This window comes from Actinacidiphila sp. bgisy167 (assembly GCF_965342175.1).
Taxonomy (GTDB): Bacteria; Actinomycetota; Actinomycetes; order Streptomycetales; family Streptomycetaceae; genus Actinacidiphila.
The window spans coordinates 11,826-28,336 of the sequence record NZ_CBDRBL010000088.1 but is presented as its reverse complement, the minus strand read 5'-3'; the positions used below and the strand labels follow the sequence as shown (position 1 = coordinate 28,336).

Annotated in this window: 11 protein-coding genes; 6 read left to right on the top strand and 5 right to left on the bottom strand. The window is 71.6% G+C overall.

Going from position 1 to position 16,511, the window contains the following annotated elements:
• Positions 1-161: 161 nt before the first annotated feature.
• From ACRWND_RS26010 to ACRWND_RS26000, 3 genes are all read right to left on the bottom strand, one after another.
• Entirely contained in the window at positions 162-368 is a 207-nt protein-coding gene (locus tag ACRWND_RS26010) for a cold-shock protein (protein WP_431953494.1), read from the bottom strand.
• Positions 369-609: 241 nt separating this feature from the next.
• Positions 610-4,548 carry a S8 family serine peptidase gene (locus tag ACRWND_RS26005; protein ID WP_431953493.1) on the bottom strand — a complete coding sequence of 1,313 codons (3,939 nt, stop codon included), beginning with the start codon at positions 4,546-4,548 and terminating at the stop codon, positions 610-612.
• A 197-nt stretch (positions 4,549-4,745) separates the two neighbouring features.
• Positions 4,746-6,884 (bottom strand): alpha-galactosidase, encoded by a 2,139-nt coding sequence (locus ACRWND_RS26000; protein WP_431953491.1) that lies wholly within the window; start codon positions 6,882-6,884, stop codon positions 4,746-4,748.
• 179 nt (positions 6,885-7,063) lie between these two features.
• On the opposite strand from ACRWND_RS26000, the gene ACRWND_RS25995 reads away from it, so the two are divergent.
• From ACRWND_RS25995 to ACRWND_RS25975, 5 genes are all read left to right on the top strand, one after another.
• Complete coding sequence (locus ACRWND_RS25995) at positions 7,064-8,239, top strand: ROK family transcriptional regulator (RefSeq protein ID WP_431953489.1); 1,176 nt, start codon at positions 7,064-7,066, stop codon at positions 8,237-8,239.
• Positions 8,240-8,247: 8 nt separating this feature from the next.
• The gene (locus tag ACRWND_RS25990; protein ID WP_431953487.1) at positions 8,248-9,561 is read left to right on the top strand and encodes an ABC transporter substrate-binding protein; all 1,314 of its coding nucleotides are present in this window, start codon (positions 8,248-8,250) and stop codon (positions 9,559-9,561) included.
• A gap of 20 nt (positions 9,562-9,581) precedes the next feature.
• Positions 9,582-10,550, top strand: coding sequence for a carbohydrate ABC transporter permease (locus tag ACRWND_RS25985; RefSeq protein ID WP_431953485.1), 969 nt, complete (start codon positions 9,582-9,584; stop codon positions 10,548-10,550).
• Positions 10,547-11,476: a carbohydrate ABC transporter permease gene (locus ACRWND_RS25980; RefSeq protein ID WP_431953483.1), complete on the top strand. Its 930-nt coding sequence runs from the start codon at positions 10,547-10,549 to the stop codon at positions 11,474-11,476. The genes ACRWND_RS25985 and ACRWND_RS25980 overlap by 4 nt, the downstream gene beginning before the upstream one ends.
• 65 nt (positions 11,477-11,541) lie before the next feature.
• Positions 11,542-13,410 carry an alpha-galactosidase D gene (locus ACRWND_RS25975; RefSeq protein WP_431953481.1) on the top strand — a complete coding sequence of 623 codons (1,869 nt, stop codon included), beginning with the start codon at positions 11,542-11,544 and terminating at the stop codon, positions 13,408-13,410.
• Positions 13,411-13,470: 60 nt separating this feature from the next.
• Here the strand turns inward: ACRWND_RS25975 and ACRWND_RS25970 are convergent, their stop codons facing one another.
• A complete protein-coding gene (locus ACRWND_RS25970) occupies positions 13,471-14,787 on the bottom strand; it encodes an ATP-binding protein (protein WP_431953497.1) in 1,317 nt (438 codons plus the stop codon).
• Positions 14,788-15,052: 265 nt separating this feature from the next.
• On the opposite strand from ACRWND_RS25970, the gene ACRWND_RS25965 reads away from it, so the two are divergent.
• Positions 15,053-15,733 carry a hypothetical protein gene (locus ACRWND_RS25965; protein WP_431953496.1) on the top strand — a complete coding sequence of 227 codons (681 nt, stop codon included), beginning with the start codon at positions 15,053-15,055 and terminating at the stop codon, positions 15,731-15,733.
• A 19-nt stretch (positions 15,734-15,752) separates the two neighbouring features.
• Here ACRWND_RS25965 and ACRWND_RS25960 read toward each other — a convergent pair whose 3' ends face one another.
• Complete coding sequence (locus ACRWND_RS25960; protein ID WP_431953479.1) at positions 15,753-16,382, bottom strand: hypothetical protein; 630 nt, start codon at positions 16,380-16,382, stop codon at positions 15,753-15,755.
• Positions 16,383-16,511 lie beyond the last annotated feature (129 nt).

Sequence of the window (16,511 nt, the reverse complement as noted above, 5' to 3'; positions counted from 1 at the left end):
CCCCCCCCCCCCCCCCCCCCCCCCCCCCCCCCCCCCCCCCCCCCCCCCCCCCGCCCGCCGTCCCGCGCCGCCGTCCCGCGCTGCCGGGACGCGCGCATGGACGCGCGCATGAGGAAGGGCCGGCACCCCGTGGGGTGCCGGCCCTGTGCGTCCCCGGTGGGTCAGCTCATCGGGACGATGTTCTCCGCCTGCGGGCCCTTCTGGCCCTGCGTGACGTCGAAGCTCACCTTCTGGCCCTCCTGGAGCTCACGGAAGCCCTGGGTGGCGATGTTGGAGTAGTGAGCGAAGACGTCGGCGCCGCCGCCGTCCTGCTCGATGAAGCCGAAGCCCTTTTCCGAGTTGAACCACTTCACGGTGCCGGTCGCCATGGGAATCTCCTTTGGGAGCAGTACACGAAGGCCGCACTTTGCGGACTTCCGTCGCCGCAATGACCCCTCCGGAAAGACCGGAAAAAACAAAAAATGCACCTGGGGTCGCATCCCGGCAGGTGCACAAGAAGTTCATGGGTACCAAAACTGCAACTCTGCCAATCTAGCACATGCGTGGCCGGACGAGCAGGAGGCCGGGTCCGCCACTTGGGTGGCGGACCCGGCCTCCTGGGGTGTGCGGTCAGTAGGTGAACCGCTGGAGCCCGCTGGCCCAGGGGTTCACCAGGAAGACCGTGCGGGTGGCGGGGTCGATGTGCAGGCCGCGCCGGCTGGTGAAGTCGAAGTTGCTGACGCTCATGGTCGAGTTGACGAGGTTGGCGACGGGGTGCCGGGCGAGCACCTTCCCGGAGTCGGGGTCGAGGACGGTGATCTCGCTCAGGGCGTTGTTGTCGCCGACGGTGGCCTCCTCATAGAGGCTGGCGACGAGGGCGACGTGGTGCCGGGTGTCGAGCACCGGCCACATGACGCCGCGGGTGCCCAGGTCGGTGGCAGGAGCGGTGGACAGGGACTTCTGGTCGGCCGAGCGCCAGGTGCTGGGCGGGAGATCGCCCGTGGAGGTGATGGGTCCCGCGGCGACGTAGACCCGGTCTCCCTTGCCGTCGGGCAGCAGCCCGGCGGTGCAGTCGGGCATGGTGGTCAGCGGCGACACCGTGCGGGTGGAAGGTTCGACCGACACGGCCCAGTAGGGAACGCGCCCGGAGAGGCAGGGCCCCAGGGTGCCGCTGGTGGCGGCGAAGAAGGTGCCGGTCGAGGCGTCGAAGGAGATGCTGTTGAAGGCGCGCCCCGGACTGTCGGGGTTGAGCGGGATCGGCGCGGAGACCCTGCCGGTGGCCATGTCGACCATCCACAGCGAGGCGATTCCGGTGGCCCCGTCGAAGGTCGACACGGCCGCCCGGTGCCGGGCCGGGTCCACGACCCCGCCCAGGTAGTAGACCGCTGTCGAGCCGGTGCCCGGGTCGAGCGCGCTGAGCCGGACGCGCTCACCGGTCGCCGTGTCGCGCAGGTCGACCTCGGGGAGCATGGCGCCCTCGAACGGCCGGTGGGCGACGAGGGTGTGGCCCGTGCCGGGGTCGGCCCCCAGCACCATCTGCATCATCGAGGTCCCGGTCTCGTGGGACACCGTGCTGCCGAGCTTGCCCTCGGACAGCGAGTACGTGGCGGTGGTGGAGCCCCGCAGGTGGGCCCAGCCGTCGGCGTCCTCGGCGAAGTCGTCGGTGGCGATCAGCGCCGTGCCGTTGCTGACCTCGAAGTTCTCCAGGGTGCCGGAGACCGTCTCGCCGTCCAGGTACTCCACGAACGACGTGGGCGAGGCCTGGCCGATCGGCTTGCCCGCCCGGGTGGGCAGGATTCTGACCGGGTACTGAAGACCGGTCGGCAGGCCGAGCGCCTCCAGGTCGAGCACCGTCCGGCCCTTCACCGAAGGCAGGGCTCGGAAGAGGGTGGAGGCGTGGTCGACACCGTTGTCGTCCCGGCCGCTGCCGTTCTGGTTGGTGGCGGTGTTGAGCGCCCCGTAGAGGGTGGGCGCCGGGGTGAGGAACTCGATGGCCGCGCCGTCGGCCTTCCGGACCGTGGAGGCGTCCCAGGAGACGGTCAGCTTCGGGGAGGGCCGGCTCAGTTCGATGCTGTGCGCCGTGGCGGACTTCCCCTGGCCCAGCAGCGGCGCCTGCGGGCGCTCATCGGCCCCGGGACCGATGCGCAGGGCGCGGAAGTCACCGAAGAGCTGGCCGTCGTAGAGCGTGATCCCGACGCCGTAGAGCCCGGCGCCGCCGGCTTCGAAGGCGGACGCGGGGATGGTCACGGTGCCCTTGGTGCCGGTGAGGCGGGTGCGCCAGTGGGCACGCCACTTGTCGGCCGTGGTGAACGGCGTCCAGTGGCCAACCGAGGACAGCACCAGCTCGGGGGCGGTCGCGCCGCGCAGCCCGGTGAGGTCGTAGTGCACGGTGACGGGCTTGCCCAGCGGCGCCGAGCCAGGCGTGGTCGGGGCCTGGGGCTGCACATACGTGCCGTCGGTCGGGGTGAAGGTCAGCCGCCGCGCGGCCGAGGCCACCACCTTGCCCTTGGAGAGCGCCTCGAACGTCACCTGGACGCTGCGCGTCTCGTCGGAGACGAGCGGCAGCCCGGCGGCGGCGAGCAGCTCACGCGGCAGGACACGCAGGCTGGGGCCGGCGGACGGGATCGTGCCGCGGTCGTCGACGCGCAGACGGTACGTCAGCTTGCCGTGTCCGCCGGTGAGGTCGAGACCGAAGGTGATGGGCGAGATCGCGTTCTGCCCGGACGGGTTGCCCGCGCCGTCCGCGGGGCCGGCCAGGTCGATGGCGGCGGGGTCGGTGGCCTCGACGAAGGAGGTGGTCGGGCTCACCGACATCAGCTGGCGCTCGGCGACGGACATCCGCACCGCGGCCGGGGTGAGGTGGTGGCGCTTGGCGAGCACCTTCTCCACCGCGGCGGTCACGTCCAGCTGCGTGCCCATGTGCAGTTCCCGGTCGGCCTGCGGGGGCTGGGCGATCGGGCGGCCGGTGTCCACCAGCAGCTTCCTGACCTCGCGCGGGCTGAATTCCTGCCCGGTCGCCTCGGCGGCCGCCAGCACGTTCGCCGCCGCGGCGGCGATCATCGGAGCGGAGGCCGAGGTGCCGCCGTTGAGCACCACGTCCGGTCCTTCCGGCGTGTGGAGCAGCGAGGGTAGGTTGTCACCGGGCGCCGCGAGGTCGATCCGGGAGCCGAAGCCCGAGGAGTAGCCCGCGGACCCGTTGTAGCGGGTCGTCGGATAGACCGCGGTGCGCACGTCGTCCGAGCTCAGCGTGTCGTCGACGGTGGTGCCGCCGGCGGCGATCACCCCCGTGTCGCGCACCACGGTGGGGGTGGTGGTGGGCGCGACGTCTTCGTAGGACGTCTGCGCGCGGCTGTCCGTCGTCACGTCGGTCGGGGTGCTGCCGCCGTCGGGGCCGACGGACACCGGCAGGCCGAGGCGCGTGCCGTCGTTGGACGACACGACCACGACGATCCCCGAGTCCACGATCGAGCGCAGGGTGTCCCTGATCTCCGGGTCGTCCTCCAGCCACCGCGAGGGGAAGCCGATGGTGCCGTCCGTGCCGAAGCCGAGGCTCGCGGTGATGACGTTCGGCCGCGGCTTCTGGGCGGCCGCGGCCCGCAGCGCGGCCGCGATGCCCGGGGCGGAGGGCTCCTCGGGGACCACGAGCCGGTACTTCGCGCCGGGCGCGATGCCCAGCAGGTCGGTCGCGCCGCTCCCCGTGGCCTCCGGGCGCTGCCGGTCGTGCGGCAGCGGGGCCATCATCGAGAAGTCGAGCAGCACTTCGGCGAGGTTGGGGTCCTGGCCCTCGATGGAGCCGGTCGGGTCGAGGCGGCCCTTGTTGTCGCTGGTGTAGGTGGGTATCAGGGGCAGGGAGGGGAAGTCCAGGTAGCGCTGGCCGGCGCGGAGCACGGTGGTGGGCCCGTTGAGGCGCACGTAGTCGTCGCCCGCGTCGGCCATGCTCTGGTCGGTGAGGTCGCCGAGCGACACGTTGGTGATGATCTGGCCCTCACCGGGCAGCGCGCCGAGGTAGGCGGCGGTGTCCTGGAAGGCGCCGACGGCGTTGACGCCGCCCGCGTTGAGGTACGACTGGAAGGACGTCGTCAGCCCCTCGTTGGTGGGCAGGTCCTTGGCGGCCGCCGCGGAAGGGGCGGCCGCGCTCTTGCCGCCGATGCTCTCGAGAGCCGCGAGGACGCCCTTCGGCAGCGGCACGGCGCCGGAGTTCATCGTCTGGGGGCGGACCGCCGAGCGGGCGCCCGCGGACGCGCCCACGGAGTACGGCGTCAGCGCGGCGGCCTCGGCCCTGCGCTGGAGGATCTCGGCCGAAGGGGTCAGCGGGTCGCCGAACGCGCTGCGGCCCTTCGTGGTCGCCACGGGAAAGGCCCGGGTGGTGCCGTCCTTGCGGGTCAGGACGCCTGACCCGTCGTCGGACCAGCGCAGCACCGAGCCATCGGAGAGGGTGAGGGAGTGCGCGGCGGCGGCGTCGGCGGCCGTGCGGGCCGCGGACCGGGACGCCTGGGCCTCCGGGTCCGCGGCGTGGGCGGCGACGGCTGGAACGGCGATCGTGGACAACAAGGCGGCGAGTGCCGTCAAACGTGCTCGTCTGAAGCGGTGCGACATGCAACGCCCTTCGTGATGAGGGGTGAGGAACGTGCAGAGGGCCGGCGGGTGTTCGGGACGGAGGACGGAGCTCACCTTGACGGTGTCACGTCATGCTGGACAAGATCCGACGACTTCGGGTTTGCGCAGTTGCCCAGATGCGCGGCGCGCGGCGCGGGCCGCCCGGGCGCTCATGCGTCGTCCCGCGCCGGGACGCGGACCAGGTGCACCGCCGCGCTGGCCCAGTCGCCGGACGGCAGATCCAGCGTGAGCCCGTACCCGGCGAGCACGGCCGCGTGGTGCACGGTCCCCGTGCGTGTGTCGCGATAGTGGGCCCCGGGCGTGAGGCCGCCCAGCCGCACCGGTCCCCGCGGGCCGCCGTGCCGGTGGACGAGCTGCCAGGCGAGCACCAGGGCCTCGCTCCCGTCCTGCGCGGCGTACTCCACCACGGCCGGGCCCTCCTCCTCGGGGCCGCGCAGCCGGTGCAGCGCGCCGTGCTGGACGAGGTGGCGGACCCGCTTGTACTCGGCCACCAGCTCGGCCCCGGTGGCCAGTTCCTCCTCGGACCAGCGGGTGAGGTCACCGCCGATGCCGAGCACGCCGGCCATCGCGACATGGAAGCGGAAGCGCAGCGGCACCTGGCGGTGGGTCAGCTGGTTGGGCACGTCGGTCACCCAGGCCGCCATGGTGCGCGCGGGGTAGAGCTGGCCGTAGCCGTGCTGGATGGACACGCGGTCGGCGGCGTCGGTGTTGTCGGAGGTCCACGCCTGGTCGGTGCGGGAGAGGATGCCGAGGTCCACCCGGCCTCCGCCGCCGCTGCAGGACTCGATGCGCAGCCGTGGGTGGTCGGCCCGGAGCCGGTCGATCACCCCGTAGAGGTTGTGCACGTAGTCCGTCCACAGCCGGTCGGCCCCGTCCTCGCGGCCGGGCCAGCCGGCCTCGCTGAAGGCGCGGTTCATGTCCCACTTGAGGAAGTCGACGCCGTTGTCGGCGACGAGCCGGGTGAGCCAGCCGTACGCCCAGTCGGCGACGTCCTGCCGTGCGAAGTTGAGGACCAGCTGGTTGCGCAATTCGGTCCTGGCGCGGCCGGGGACGTGCAGCACCCAGTCCGGGTGCTCGCGGTACAGATCGCTGTCGGGGTTGACCATCTCCGGTTCCACCCACAGGCCGAAGCGCATCCCGAGACGGTGCACCTCGTCGGAGAGCGGGCGGAGCCCGGAGGGGAAGCGGTCGGCGGCCGGGGTCCAGTCGCCGAGCCCCGCGCGGTCGTCGCGCCGCGCCCCGAACCATCCGTCGTCGACGACGTACAGCTCCACCCCGAGCGCGGCGGCGCGGACGGCGAGTGCCGTCTGGCCGGGCTCGTCGACGTCGAAGCCGGTGGCCTCCCAGGAGTTGTAGAGCACCGGCGCGATCTCCCGCGGGTGCGGCAGGACATGGGCCAGGGCGTACTCGTGCCAGGTGCGGCTGGCGGCGCCGAAGCCGTCGTCGCTGTACAGGCCCGCGAAGACCGGCGTGGTGAACTCCTCGCCGGGGGCCAGCGGGACGCTCGTCCCGTCGTGCCCGGCGCCGCCCGTGACGCCGGCCCGGCCGTCGGGGGTGCGCTGCGTGGTGATGCGCCAACTGCCGCTCCAGGCCAGGGCGGCGCTCCACACCCGGCCGTGCGTCTCGGTGGCGTCGCCCGCGTCGAGCATCACCCACGGGTTGGCGTGGTGGCTGGTGATGCCGCGGCGGCTGGTCAGCACGGTCTCGCCGTGCGGCAGCCGGTCCCGGTGCAGCCTGCTCTCCGCGGACCACTGCCCGGTGACGTGGCTGAGCCGGTAGTCGGGCAGCGGCGGCAGACTCCATGCGGCGGAGTCGGCCCGGAGCACGGTGAGATGCCGGTCGCCCGCGTTGCGCAGGACGGTGCGCCGCTCGATGACGTCGCTGTCGTCGTGCACCCGGTACCGCAGGGTGACCTCCAGGGGGTGGACGCGGTCGCGGAACCGCAGCGCCAACTCGCTTACACCGGGCGCGGCTTCCTCCACCTCGTGGCCCACCGGCTGCCACTCGAAGGCCCGTGTCCCGTCGGGGAACCGGACCTGGAGCGACGGCGGCCCGAAGCGGGCCCCGCCGTCGACGGGGAGCTCCTCGCCCACCGGCGGCCGGCCTTCGAAGCTGCTCGCCTCCGGCTGCGGGGGGACGGCGAGTTCCGCCGCCTCCTCGAGGGTCAGCCGTGGGCCCCAGGCGATGTGGCAGGGGGCACCGGTGACGTCGATCCGCAGCGCGTACGACGTGCGCGGGGTGCTCAGCAGCCAGATCCCGGTGTCCGGGGCATGGGTGATCACGGGCATGGGTCCTCACGTTCGGGTGTCGCCAGGGGTCAGTCGGCAGCCAATCCTTACCTTGGATCAGATGTCAACACCCAGCTCGCCCCGCGCTTTCGAAGTTGACACTCCCTCACTGGAACAACTTCCCAGGAACCTTGCTTATTTTATTGACAGCAGAAAAAAACCTGCCTAGGTTCCCGGCCATGCGCTCGATCCCGCCGGCGGAGGCCTTCCCGGCCCACACGCCGGCCGTCTCCCAGATCTTCACCACCGTCCTGTGCCACGGCCCGCTCACCCGCACCGAAGTCGCCCGACGCGCCGGGCTGTCGGCGGCCGCGGTCACCAAGGCGGTCCGGCCGCTGATCGAGGCCGGGTACCTCGTCGAGGACGTGGACGAGGAGGCGCGCACCTCCCTTGGGCGGCCGGCCAACCCCGTACGGGTCGACGGCGGCCGCGCGCTGTTCATCGGCCTCAAGATCACCGGTGACGAGATCATCGGTGTGCTCACCGACCTGTGCTGCCGGATCCGCACCGCCCGGCACGTGCCGCTGGCCGCCCCCGACCCCAGGGCCGTCCTGGAGGCGGCGGCGGCCCTCGTGCACGAACTGCAGGCGGAGGCCGCCGGTTTCGACGTCCCCGTCAGCGGCGTGGGCATCGCGGTCTCCGGTGACGTGGACCGGGCCGGCGGCGTGGTGCGCTACTCGCCGTTCCTCGACTGGCGCGACATCCCGCTGGCCGAACTGGCTCGGATGACCACGGGCCTGCCCGTGACCGTTGACAACGACGTCAGGGCGCTCACCGTCGCCGAGCAGTGGTTCGGCGCCGGGGTGGGCCTGTCCGACTTCGCCGTGGTGACGGTCGGGGCGGGCATCGGCTGCGGACTCGTCGTGCACGGGCGGGTGGTGTCGGGCGCGTACGGGGTGGCGGGTGAACTCGGGCACCTGTCCATCGACCCGGAGGGACCGCCGTGCCACTGCGGCAACCGCGGGTGTGTGGAGGCGATCGCGGCGGACCCCGCCATCGTCCGAGCCGTCCGCGAGGCGACGGGCGCCCCCGTGGCCGACGCCTCCGAGGCACTGCGCCTGGCCCACGCGGGCGATCCGGGGGCCCGGGAGGTGTACGCGCGGGCCGGCGAGGCGATCGGCCGGGCCATCGGCTCGGTGGCCAACCTTTTCGGCCCGGAGCGCGTGATCATCTCGGGTGAGGGCCTGGTGGCCCACGACCTGTTCGCCGACCAGATCCTCGAGGCGTTCGCCGCCTCCGCCTTCGGCACCGCCGCGCAGTGCGACCTGCGGACGCGGCCGCTGCCTTTCGAGGAGTGGGCACGCGGGGCCGCGGCCACCGCGATCCAGTCCTTCATCAGATCAGACACGTACTAGGAGTAGCGATGACGCTGCAGAGCCGCACCGTCCTGACCACGCCTCAGACCAGCCGCCGTACCGTGGTCGGCGGACTGTTCGGACTCGGAGCCGCGGCACTCGCCGCCCCCCTGCTCACCGCCTGCGGCGGGGGACCGGCGGCCGACCCCAAGACGGTGACCTTCGGATCCAACGGGGCCGACGCCACGCCCAAGGCCGCCTACGCGGCGGTGACCAAGGCCTTCGCCAAGGAGAGCGGCCTGACGGTCAAGACCAACACCGTCGACCATGACAGCTTCCAGAAGGGCATCTCCAGCTATCTGCAGGGCACTCCGGACGACGTGTTCACCTGGTTCGCCGGCTACCGCATGCAGTACTTCGCCAAGAAGGGCCTCGCCGCCCCCCTTGACGACGTGTGGGAGAAGATAGGCGGCGGCTTCAGCGAGGCCACCAAGCAGCTCTCCCGCGGTGAGGACGGCAAGTTCTACTTCGTCCCGCTCTACAACTACCCCTGGGGCGTCTTCTACCGGAAGAGCCTGTTCCAGGAGCGCGGCTACAGCGTCCCGCGCACCTGGTCGGAGTTCACCGCGCTCGCCAAGCGGATGAAGAAGGACGGGCTGTCCCCGATCGCCTCCGGCTACGGCGGCGGCGACGCATGGAGCATCCTCGGCGCCTTCGACTACCTCAACCTGAGGGCCAACGGCTACGAGTTCCACATGTCCCTGATGCGCGGCGAGGTCTCCTGGACCGACAAGCGCGCCGCCACCACCCTCGACCTGTGGCGCGAGATCAGCCCCTACTACCAGCAGGGCGCCGGCGGACGCTCGTGGCAGGACGCGGCGCAGTCGCTGCTGGACAAGAAGTCCGGCATGGCGGTCATCGGCCTCTTCCTCGGCCAGCAGATCTCCGACGAGGCGCTCCGCGCCGACATCGACTTCTTCCCCTTCCCCGAGATCGACCCGGCCAACGGGCAGGACGCCGTCGAGGCGCCCACGGACGGCTTCATGCTCAGCCGCCGCCCCAAGAACGAGAAGGGGGCGAAGGAGCTCCTGGAGTTCTTCGGCACCGCCAAGGCGGAGAACCTCTACATGGGCGTCGACCCCAGCAACGTGGCCGTCAACGCCCAGGCCGACACAGGCTCCTACAACCCGCTGCAGAAGAAGTCCGCCGAACTCATCGCCTCCGCCAAGCACATCACCCAGTTCGCCGACCGCGACAGCGACCCCGGCTTCATCTCCACCGTCCTCCTTCCCGGACTCACCCAGTGGCTGGGCCGCCCGGACGACGGCTCGGCCCTGCTGAAGCGCATCGAGTCGCAGCGCTCGCGCTTCTTCACCTCCTGACCGGACCGGAAAGGTTCACCGTGCCCTCCGCGTCCCCCGCCGCACCGCCCTCGCCCAAGGCCCCCGTGCCCGACGCCACCGCGGCGCCCCGCCGCCCCCGCCGGCTCGGCGCCGGCGACCGGCTCTTCCTGGCCGTCGTCGTCGGCGTGCCGCTGCTCGCCCTGCTGGTCTTCGTCTGGCTGCCGGCGCTGGCTTCCATGGGCCTGTCCTTCACCAGCTGGGACGGCATCTACCTGTCCGACATCCACTGGGTCGGGCTCGACAACTACCACCAGATCTTCACCAACTACCCCCCGTTCTGGCCGGCGGTGCGGAACAACGTCATCTGGCTGCTCTTCACCGCGCTGCTGCCCACCCCGTTCGGGGTCTTCCTCGCGTACCAGCTCGACCGGAAGCTCCGCTTCACCCGCGTCTACCAGACGGCGATCTTCCTGCCGATGGTGCTCTCCCTGGCCGTCGTCGGCCTCATCTGGGAGATCATCTACAACCCCGACACGGGTCTGCTGGACAGTGCGCTGGGCGCGGTGGCACCAGGGCGGCACATCGACTGGCTGGGCGACCCCGACCTCAACCTGTGGGCCGTCCTGGTCGCCTCGGCCTGGCGGCACACCGGTTACATCATGATCCTCTACCTGGCCGGGCTGAAGGGCTTCGACCCGGCCCTGAAGGAGGCCGCAGCCCTCGACGGCGCCAACGGCCGCCAGACCTTCCTGAAAGTGGTCTTCCCCGCCCTCAAGCCGGTCAACGTCATCATCCTGGTCGTCACCGTCATGGAGTCCCTGCGGGCCTTCGACGTCGTCTACGTGCTCGGCGGCGGCGTCGGCAGCAAGCCCGGAATGGAACTGCTGTCGCTGCTGATCACCGACAACATCATCGGTGAGTCCAGCCACATCGGTTACGGCTCCGCCCTCGCGGTCGTCCTGCTCCTGGTCTCCCTCGCCGCCATCGGGACCTTCCTCGTCCAGAACTTCCGCAAGGAGGACCGGTGACCACGACCGCCACGCCGCCGCCCGTCGCCCCCACCCGCCCCCGCGACACCCCGCCGCGCGGCGGTGCCGCGTCCCGGCCCCCGCGGCAGACCGGACGGCACGTGATGCTCGCCGCGATCGCGCTGCTGTGGCTGCTGCCGCTGCTGTGGGCCGTCTACACCTCGCTGCGCCCCTACGAGGACACCGCAAAGCACGGCTACCTGTCCTGGCCGCGCGGGATCAGCCTGCAGAACTTCACCGACGCCTGGAACCAGTCCGGCATGCCGCACTTCTTCTGGAACTCGGTCCTCATCACCGTCCCGTCGGTGCTGGGCACCCTGCTGTTCTCCGCGGCGGTCGCCTTCTTCGTCTCGCGCTTCGACTTCCGCTGGAACATCGCGCTGCTGATGCTCTTCACCGCGGGCAACCTGCTGCCCGCGCAGGTGCTCATCACCCCGCTCTACCGGCTCTACCTGCTGCTCCCGCTGCCGGCGTGGATGAGCGACTCGCTGCTCCTGTACAACTCGACCTGGGGCATCATCGCCATCCACATCGCCTACCAGTGCGGCTTCTGCACCTTCGTGCTGAGCAACTACATGAAGACGATCCCCGGGGAGATCACCGAGGCCGCACTCGTCGACGGCGCCCCGGTGTGGCGGCAGTTCTTCCAGATCATCCTGCCGCTGTGCCGGCCGGCCTTCGCCGCGCTGGCCACGCTGGAGTCCATCTGGATCTACAACGACTTCTTCTGGCCGCTCGCGCTCATCGAGACGGGCGACAAGCGGCCCATCACCTCGGCCCTGGCCAACCTGCAGGGCCAGTACTTCACCAACCCGAACCTCATCGCCGCCGGCGCCCTGATGACCGCCGTCCCCACGCTGCTGGTGTACTTCGCGCTGCAGCGGCAGTTCATCAGCGGTCTGACCATCGGCTCGGGCAAGGGCTGACGCCCCACGGCCCGGGACACCACCCGCACCGCAACCGCCGTACCCCATCCCAGGAGGTCCGACCCATGAGGTCACCCTCACGCTCCACCCTGCCCTCGACCGCCGCCAGGACACTGCTCGTCCTGGCCCTCACCGCCGGCGTGTCGGCCGCCGTCCCGGCCGCCCAGGCGACCGGGCCCGGCAGCGCGGCCGCAGCCCCCGCCGCTGCGAACGCCGGCGTTTCGAACGCCGCCGCCTCGAGCACCACCGCGCACCAGGTCGCCGCCAAGCCCTACATGGGCTGGTCGAGTTGGAGCATGCAGTCCTCCAAGTACCCCGGACTCAACCCCACCGGCGACTACAGCTACCTGACCGAGGCGAACGTCCTCAAGCAGGCCGACGCGCTGGCCGCCAAGCTGAAGAAGTACGGCTACAGCTACGTCAACCTCGACGCCGGCTGGTGGCGCGACCAGTCCTGGAAGCCGGAGTTCGACGCGTACGGCCGGCAGACCCCGGACCCCGAGCGCTTCCCGCGCGGCATGAAGGCGGTCGCCGACCACATCCACGGCAAGGGCCTGAAGGCCGGTATCTACCTGCCCGTCGGACTGGAGAAGGAGGCCTACGGCGACGGCACGGTGCCGATCTGGAAGGCCGCCGGCTGCACCACCGCCGACATCGTCTACGACGACCTGCGCACCACCAACGGCTGGGACAGCTCATACAAGATCGACTTCTCGGACCCCTGCGCCCAGAAGTACGTCGACTCCCAGGCGCGCATGATCGCCGACTGGGGCTACGACTTCCTCAAGATCGACGGTGTCGGCCCCGGCTCCTTCAAGAGCGGCGACAACTACGACAACCGCGCCGACATCGCCGCCTGGCAGAAGGCCATCGCCGCCACCGGCCGTCCCATCCACCTCGAGCTGTCCTGGTCGCTGGACATCGGCCATGTCGCCGACTGGAAGAAGTACTCCAACGGCTGGCGCATCGACACCGACGTGGAGTGCTACTGCGACACCCTGGTCACCTGGGAGAACTCCGTCGACGACCGCTTCGACGACGCGGCCGCGTGGAGCCGGCACGGCGGTCCCGGCGGCTGGAACGACCTCGACTCCCTCGACGTCGGCAACGGCGCGATGGACGGCCTCACCCAGGCCGAGCGGCAGAGCTACATGACGCTGTGGGCGATCGCCAAGTCCCCGCTCTACACCGGTGACGACCTCACCCGTCTCGACGACTACGGGCTGTCCCTGCTGACCAACCGCGAGGTCATCGCGCTCAACCAGTCGAGCACCCCGCCAGCCCGCCCGGTCACCCCCTCCGACGACCAGCAGGTCTGGGCCGCGCGGAACGCCGACGGCAGCTACACCGTCGCCCTGTTCAACCTCGCCGACGCACCCGCGGCCGTCACCGCCGACTGGACCTCGCTCGGCTTCTCCGGCAACGCGTCCGTCCGCGACGTGTGGAGCCACCAGAACCTCGGCGCCCACAAGAACAGGATCACCGAGACCCTGCCCGCGCACGGCTCCCGCCTGTTCACCGTCACCCCGCGCGGCGGCCACGCCCAGCCGACGACCGCCTACGAGGCCGAGGCCCCGGGCAACACCCTGGCCGGCAACGCCTCCGTCGGCGACTGCGGCGCCTGCTCCGCCGGCCGCAAGGTCGGCAACCTCTACCTCGGAGGCTCGCTGCGCTTCAACGACGTCGTGGTGAAGAAGTCCGGAACCTACCTCGTCGAGGTCGCCTACGTCAGCGGTGACGCCCGCACCGTCCGCGTCTCCGCCAACGGTGGCGCCGCCACCGGCCACAAGTTCCCGTCCACGGGGGACTGGGGCACCGTCGAGACGGTCCACGTCCCCGTCGCGCTCAAGGCGGGTGCCAACACCATCACCTTCGACAGCGCAGACGGATACGCTCCGGACATCGACCGGATCGACGTGCCGCAGCTGTCCTGACAACCCGTGGGGCCCGGCTCGCGCCGGGCCCCGCGCCGGTTCCGCCGCAGGCCCCGCTCCTCACACGCGGGCGGCTGCGCGCAGATCGTGGTCGAAGGCGCGGATGTCCTCGGGAGTGAGGGTGGTGCGCGTACGGGCGATCGCGTGCAGATAGTCCTCGGTGCGGTGCGTCAGCTCCGCCGCGGTGCGCGGGTCCGTCGCCAGGTGCCGCTCGAAGGCGATCTGCGCGGCGGCCTGGGCCGCGTACTCGATGTCCGCCGGAGTGAAGCGGTCACTCGCCTCGACCAGGGCGTCCAGGTCGATGTCCGCCACCCGGTCCGGCCCGATGTAGCGGATCCAGATCGCCCGCCGCGCTGCGAGGTCCGGCGGGCCGACCGGGATCAGGAAGTCGAAGCGTCCCGGCCGCAGGAAGGCCGGGTCCAGCGAGCGCACCGCGTTGGTCGCGCAGATCAGCAGCCGGCGTTCGCCGCGCCGGAACTGCGGGATGAGCTTGAGGAGCTCGTTGGTCACCCGGTGGGCGAGGGTGGACGGGTCCTGCCGCTCCGAGGCGATCTCCTCCGCCTCGTCGAAGAAGAGCACCACCTGCTCCAGGTGCTCGACCCGGGCGAAGAGCCGCCGCAGCCCGTCCGCCACCCCGTGTGCGTCCTCGGCCAGCTGGTACGGGAGCACCTCGATGAAAGGCCACGCCAGCCGGGAGGCGACCGCCTTGGCGAACGTGGTCTTGCCCGTGCCCGGTGGGCCGAAGAGGACAACGGCACGCGGCGGCACGAGGCGGTAGCGCTCCGCGACCTCCGGATGCTCCAGCGGCAGCACCAGCCGCCGCTCGATGAGCTCCTTCTCCGCGGACATGCCCGCGATGCGGTCCCACAGCCCCGCCTCCGGGACCTCGCCACCGAGCTGGTCCAGCAGCGTGGCCTCCGCGGAGTCGGCGGACAGCACCTTCTCGAAGTAGCTCAGACCCGGGCGGCAGGAGTACCCCGAGTTCCTGAACGCCTGCTCCCCGACCTCGCCCGCCGGCAGCAGCGCGCCGATCCGGCGCACCCCCCTCTCCGCCAGGTTCTCCTCCAGGGCGGCCAGCAGCGCAGAGCCCATCCCGTGGTGTCTCCACTGCCGGGCGATGGCCAACCGCAGCACCCAGGCCCGCTCCTGCGCCATCGAGGACACCGCGGCCCCCACCACCCGGTCGCCGACCATCGCCACCACGGCCGGCGCCCCCGCGCGCAGGGCCCCGACCACCTCCGCCAGGGTCACCGCCGGGTCCTCGGAGGTCTCGCGGGACTCCTCCCAGATCCGTACGACCTGGTCGAGGTCGCGTTCCTCCAGATCCCGAACCCGCCAAGGCGTCATCGCGCTCACCTCCCGACCATTCTGGCCCAGGTCCCGGCGGAACGCTCAGCCGACGCAGACCGGCCTGCCCGGCCTGGCGGGCGGGACGGGGCGTTCGTGCGGCGACCGGCGTCCCAGGGCCGCGTCGATCCCGGCCGTGCCGCCGTTTCGGGTGCGTTTCGGGTGCGTGGAGGCATCTCCGCCCTCCGTAGCGCTTTCGCGTGACCATGCTCAGCAGCACAGGGAGTGCGCGCGGCACCGATCTCCGCGGGGCGAGGGGGCCCGGGCCGGGGATGTCGGAGTCATGGGCTTGGATATGCGGGTGACCGTTCACGACGTTGCCCCACGACTGCCCTCCATCGCCGAACTGCGCGACCACTGCCGCTCGCTGGCGATGCTCGACGCGATCCTCAGCCCCGAGTGGGAGACGCGCTACCACTCCTTCGACGCCGCATGGGACACGGGGGAGGAGATGGCCTCCGTGCGCAACGGATCGGGCGACGAGTACGCGATCGTGTTCTCCGCCGCCGGGGCCTTCGTCCGCGGCTTCGACCACGAGTCGCCCCTCAGTCCCTACGGATCGGAGGACCATGAGCCCTGGCCCGGCGTTCTCGACGAGGTCCCCGATGTGTTCCGTCCGTACGTCGAGGAACCCGCGTTCTGCGACGAGGAGGGGGTGCCGGTCGCGACCGTCTGCCTGTGGCGTGAGGCGGGGGACGACGCGTGGCGGCACGGCCCCGTCGAGCTGCCGCAGGACCGCGAGGACGCCGACGGCGCGGCGTATCTGTTCGAGCTGCTGACCGACCGTTCGCCCGAGGCGTTCCGCGCCTTCGCCGAGGAGTACTACGGGGTACCGGTCGACCTGGACGCCGTACGCCATGTCCAGGCGCTGCGCCCGCTCACCGCGCGGGTCGTCGCGACACTGAACCCGGAGGTCACGCTCGACGAGCTGGCCGAGGACATCGCAGGCATCGGGTACCCGCTGAGCGCGGGCTGACGTGGTCGCGGCGGCCGCGCTACCCCTGGGGCGGCGGCATGCCGATGCCACGGGCCAGCGCGGCGACGACCGGGACGGCATGACCGGCCAGACGTGCCGCCGCCCAGGCGGCGGCGGCGCGGAGGAACCCCGCGAGGTCCCGCTCGGCGCCTTCGATCCCGCGTCGCAGCACGTCGATGTCGACCGCGAGCACCGGACTGTCGTCCCTCTGGGTGTCGACCGTCAACAACACGGTGTCGCCATGCCGTTCGGCGAGCGGTGAGGGGTCGTGGCCGAAGCCGGCATGGCCGGGCCCGTCGAGGACGTCGAACCAGTCGCGCCATTCCTCCAGGCCGTTGCAGCAGCCGGGCCGCAGCACGACTCCTCCCAGGGGGTCGGCGACCTGAAGACCGCCCGGCGCCTGGACGTCCCTCCCGTCCAGCAGTGCTTTCACGAAATACTCGACGGGATCAAGGGGCCGGGTGGGCGGAGCCTCGTCGTCCACCCGTACGTGGTTGTAGGCGGCGATGGTCATCGCGGCCGTGCCGACCTCGGCCTCCGACATGGCGCCATGGAGCGGCATGAAGGTGAACGGTGCGCGCTCGGCCACCGGCCATAGGGCGAAGCCGTCCGCGGTTGCGAGTTCCAGCACGGGCTGCACGACGATCACCGCCGGAGTATGCACCGGCGCGCGCCCGTCCCGCCCTCGGTTTTTCGGCGGCCTCCCATGCCGGCCCGACGCCGCTGCCGACTCCTGGCTGCGGCCGGGACGCCGCGCCGGACGGACCGAGCCCCTCGG

Coding starts and splice junctions, on each gene's coding strand:
- ACRWND_RS26010 (WP_431953494.1), bottom strand. CDS start 368: ATGGCGACCGGCACCGTGAAGTGGTTCAACTCGGAAAAGGGCTTCGGC.
- ACRWND_RS26000 (WP_431953491.1), bottom strand. CDS start 6,884: ATGCCCGTGATCACCCATGCCCCGGACACCGGGATCTGGCTGCTGAGC.
- ACRWND_RS25995 (WP_431953489.1), top strand. CDS start 7,064: ATGCGCTCGATCCCGCCGGCGGAGGCCTTCCCGGCCCACACGCCGGCC.
- ACRWND_RS25990 (WP_431953487.1), top strand. CDS start 8,248: ATGACGCTGCAGAGCCGCACCGTCCTGACCACGCCTCAGACCAGCCGC.
- ACRWND_RS25975 (WP_431953481.1), top strand. CDS start 11,542: ATGAGGTCACCCTCACGCTCCACCCTGCCCTCGACCGCCGCCAGGACA.
- ACRWND_RS25965 (WP_431953496.1), top strand. CDS start 15,053: ATGCGGGTGACCGTTCACGACGTTGCCCCACGACTGCCCTCCATCGCC.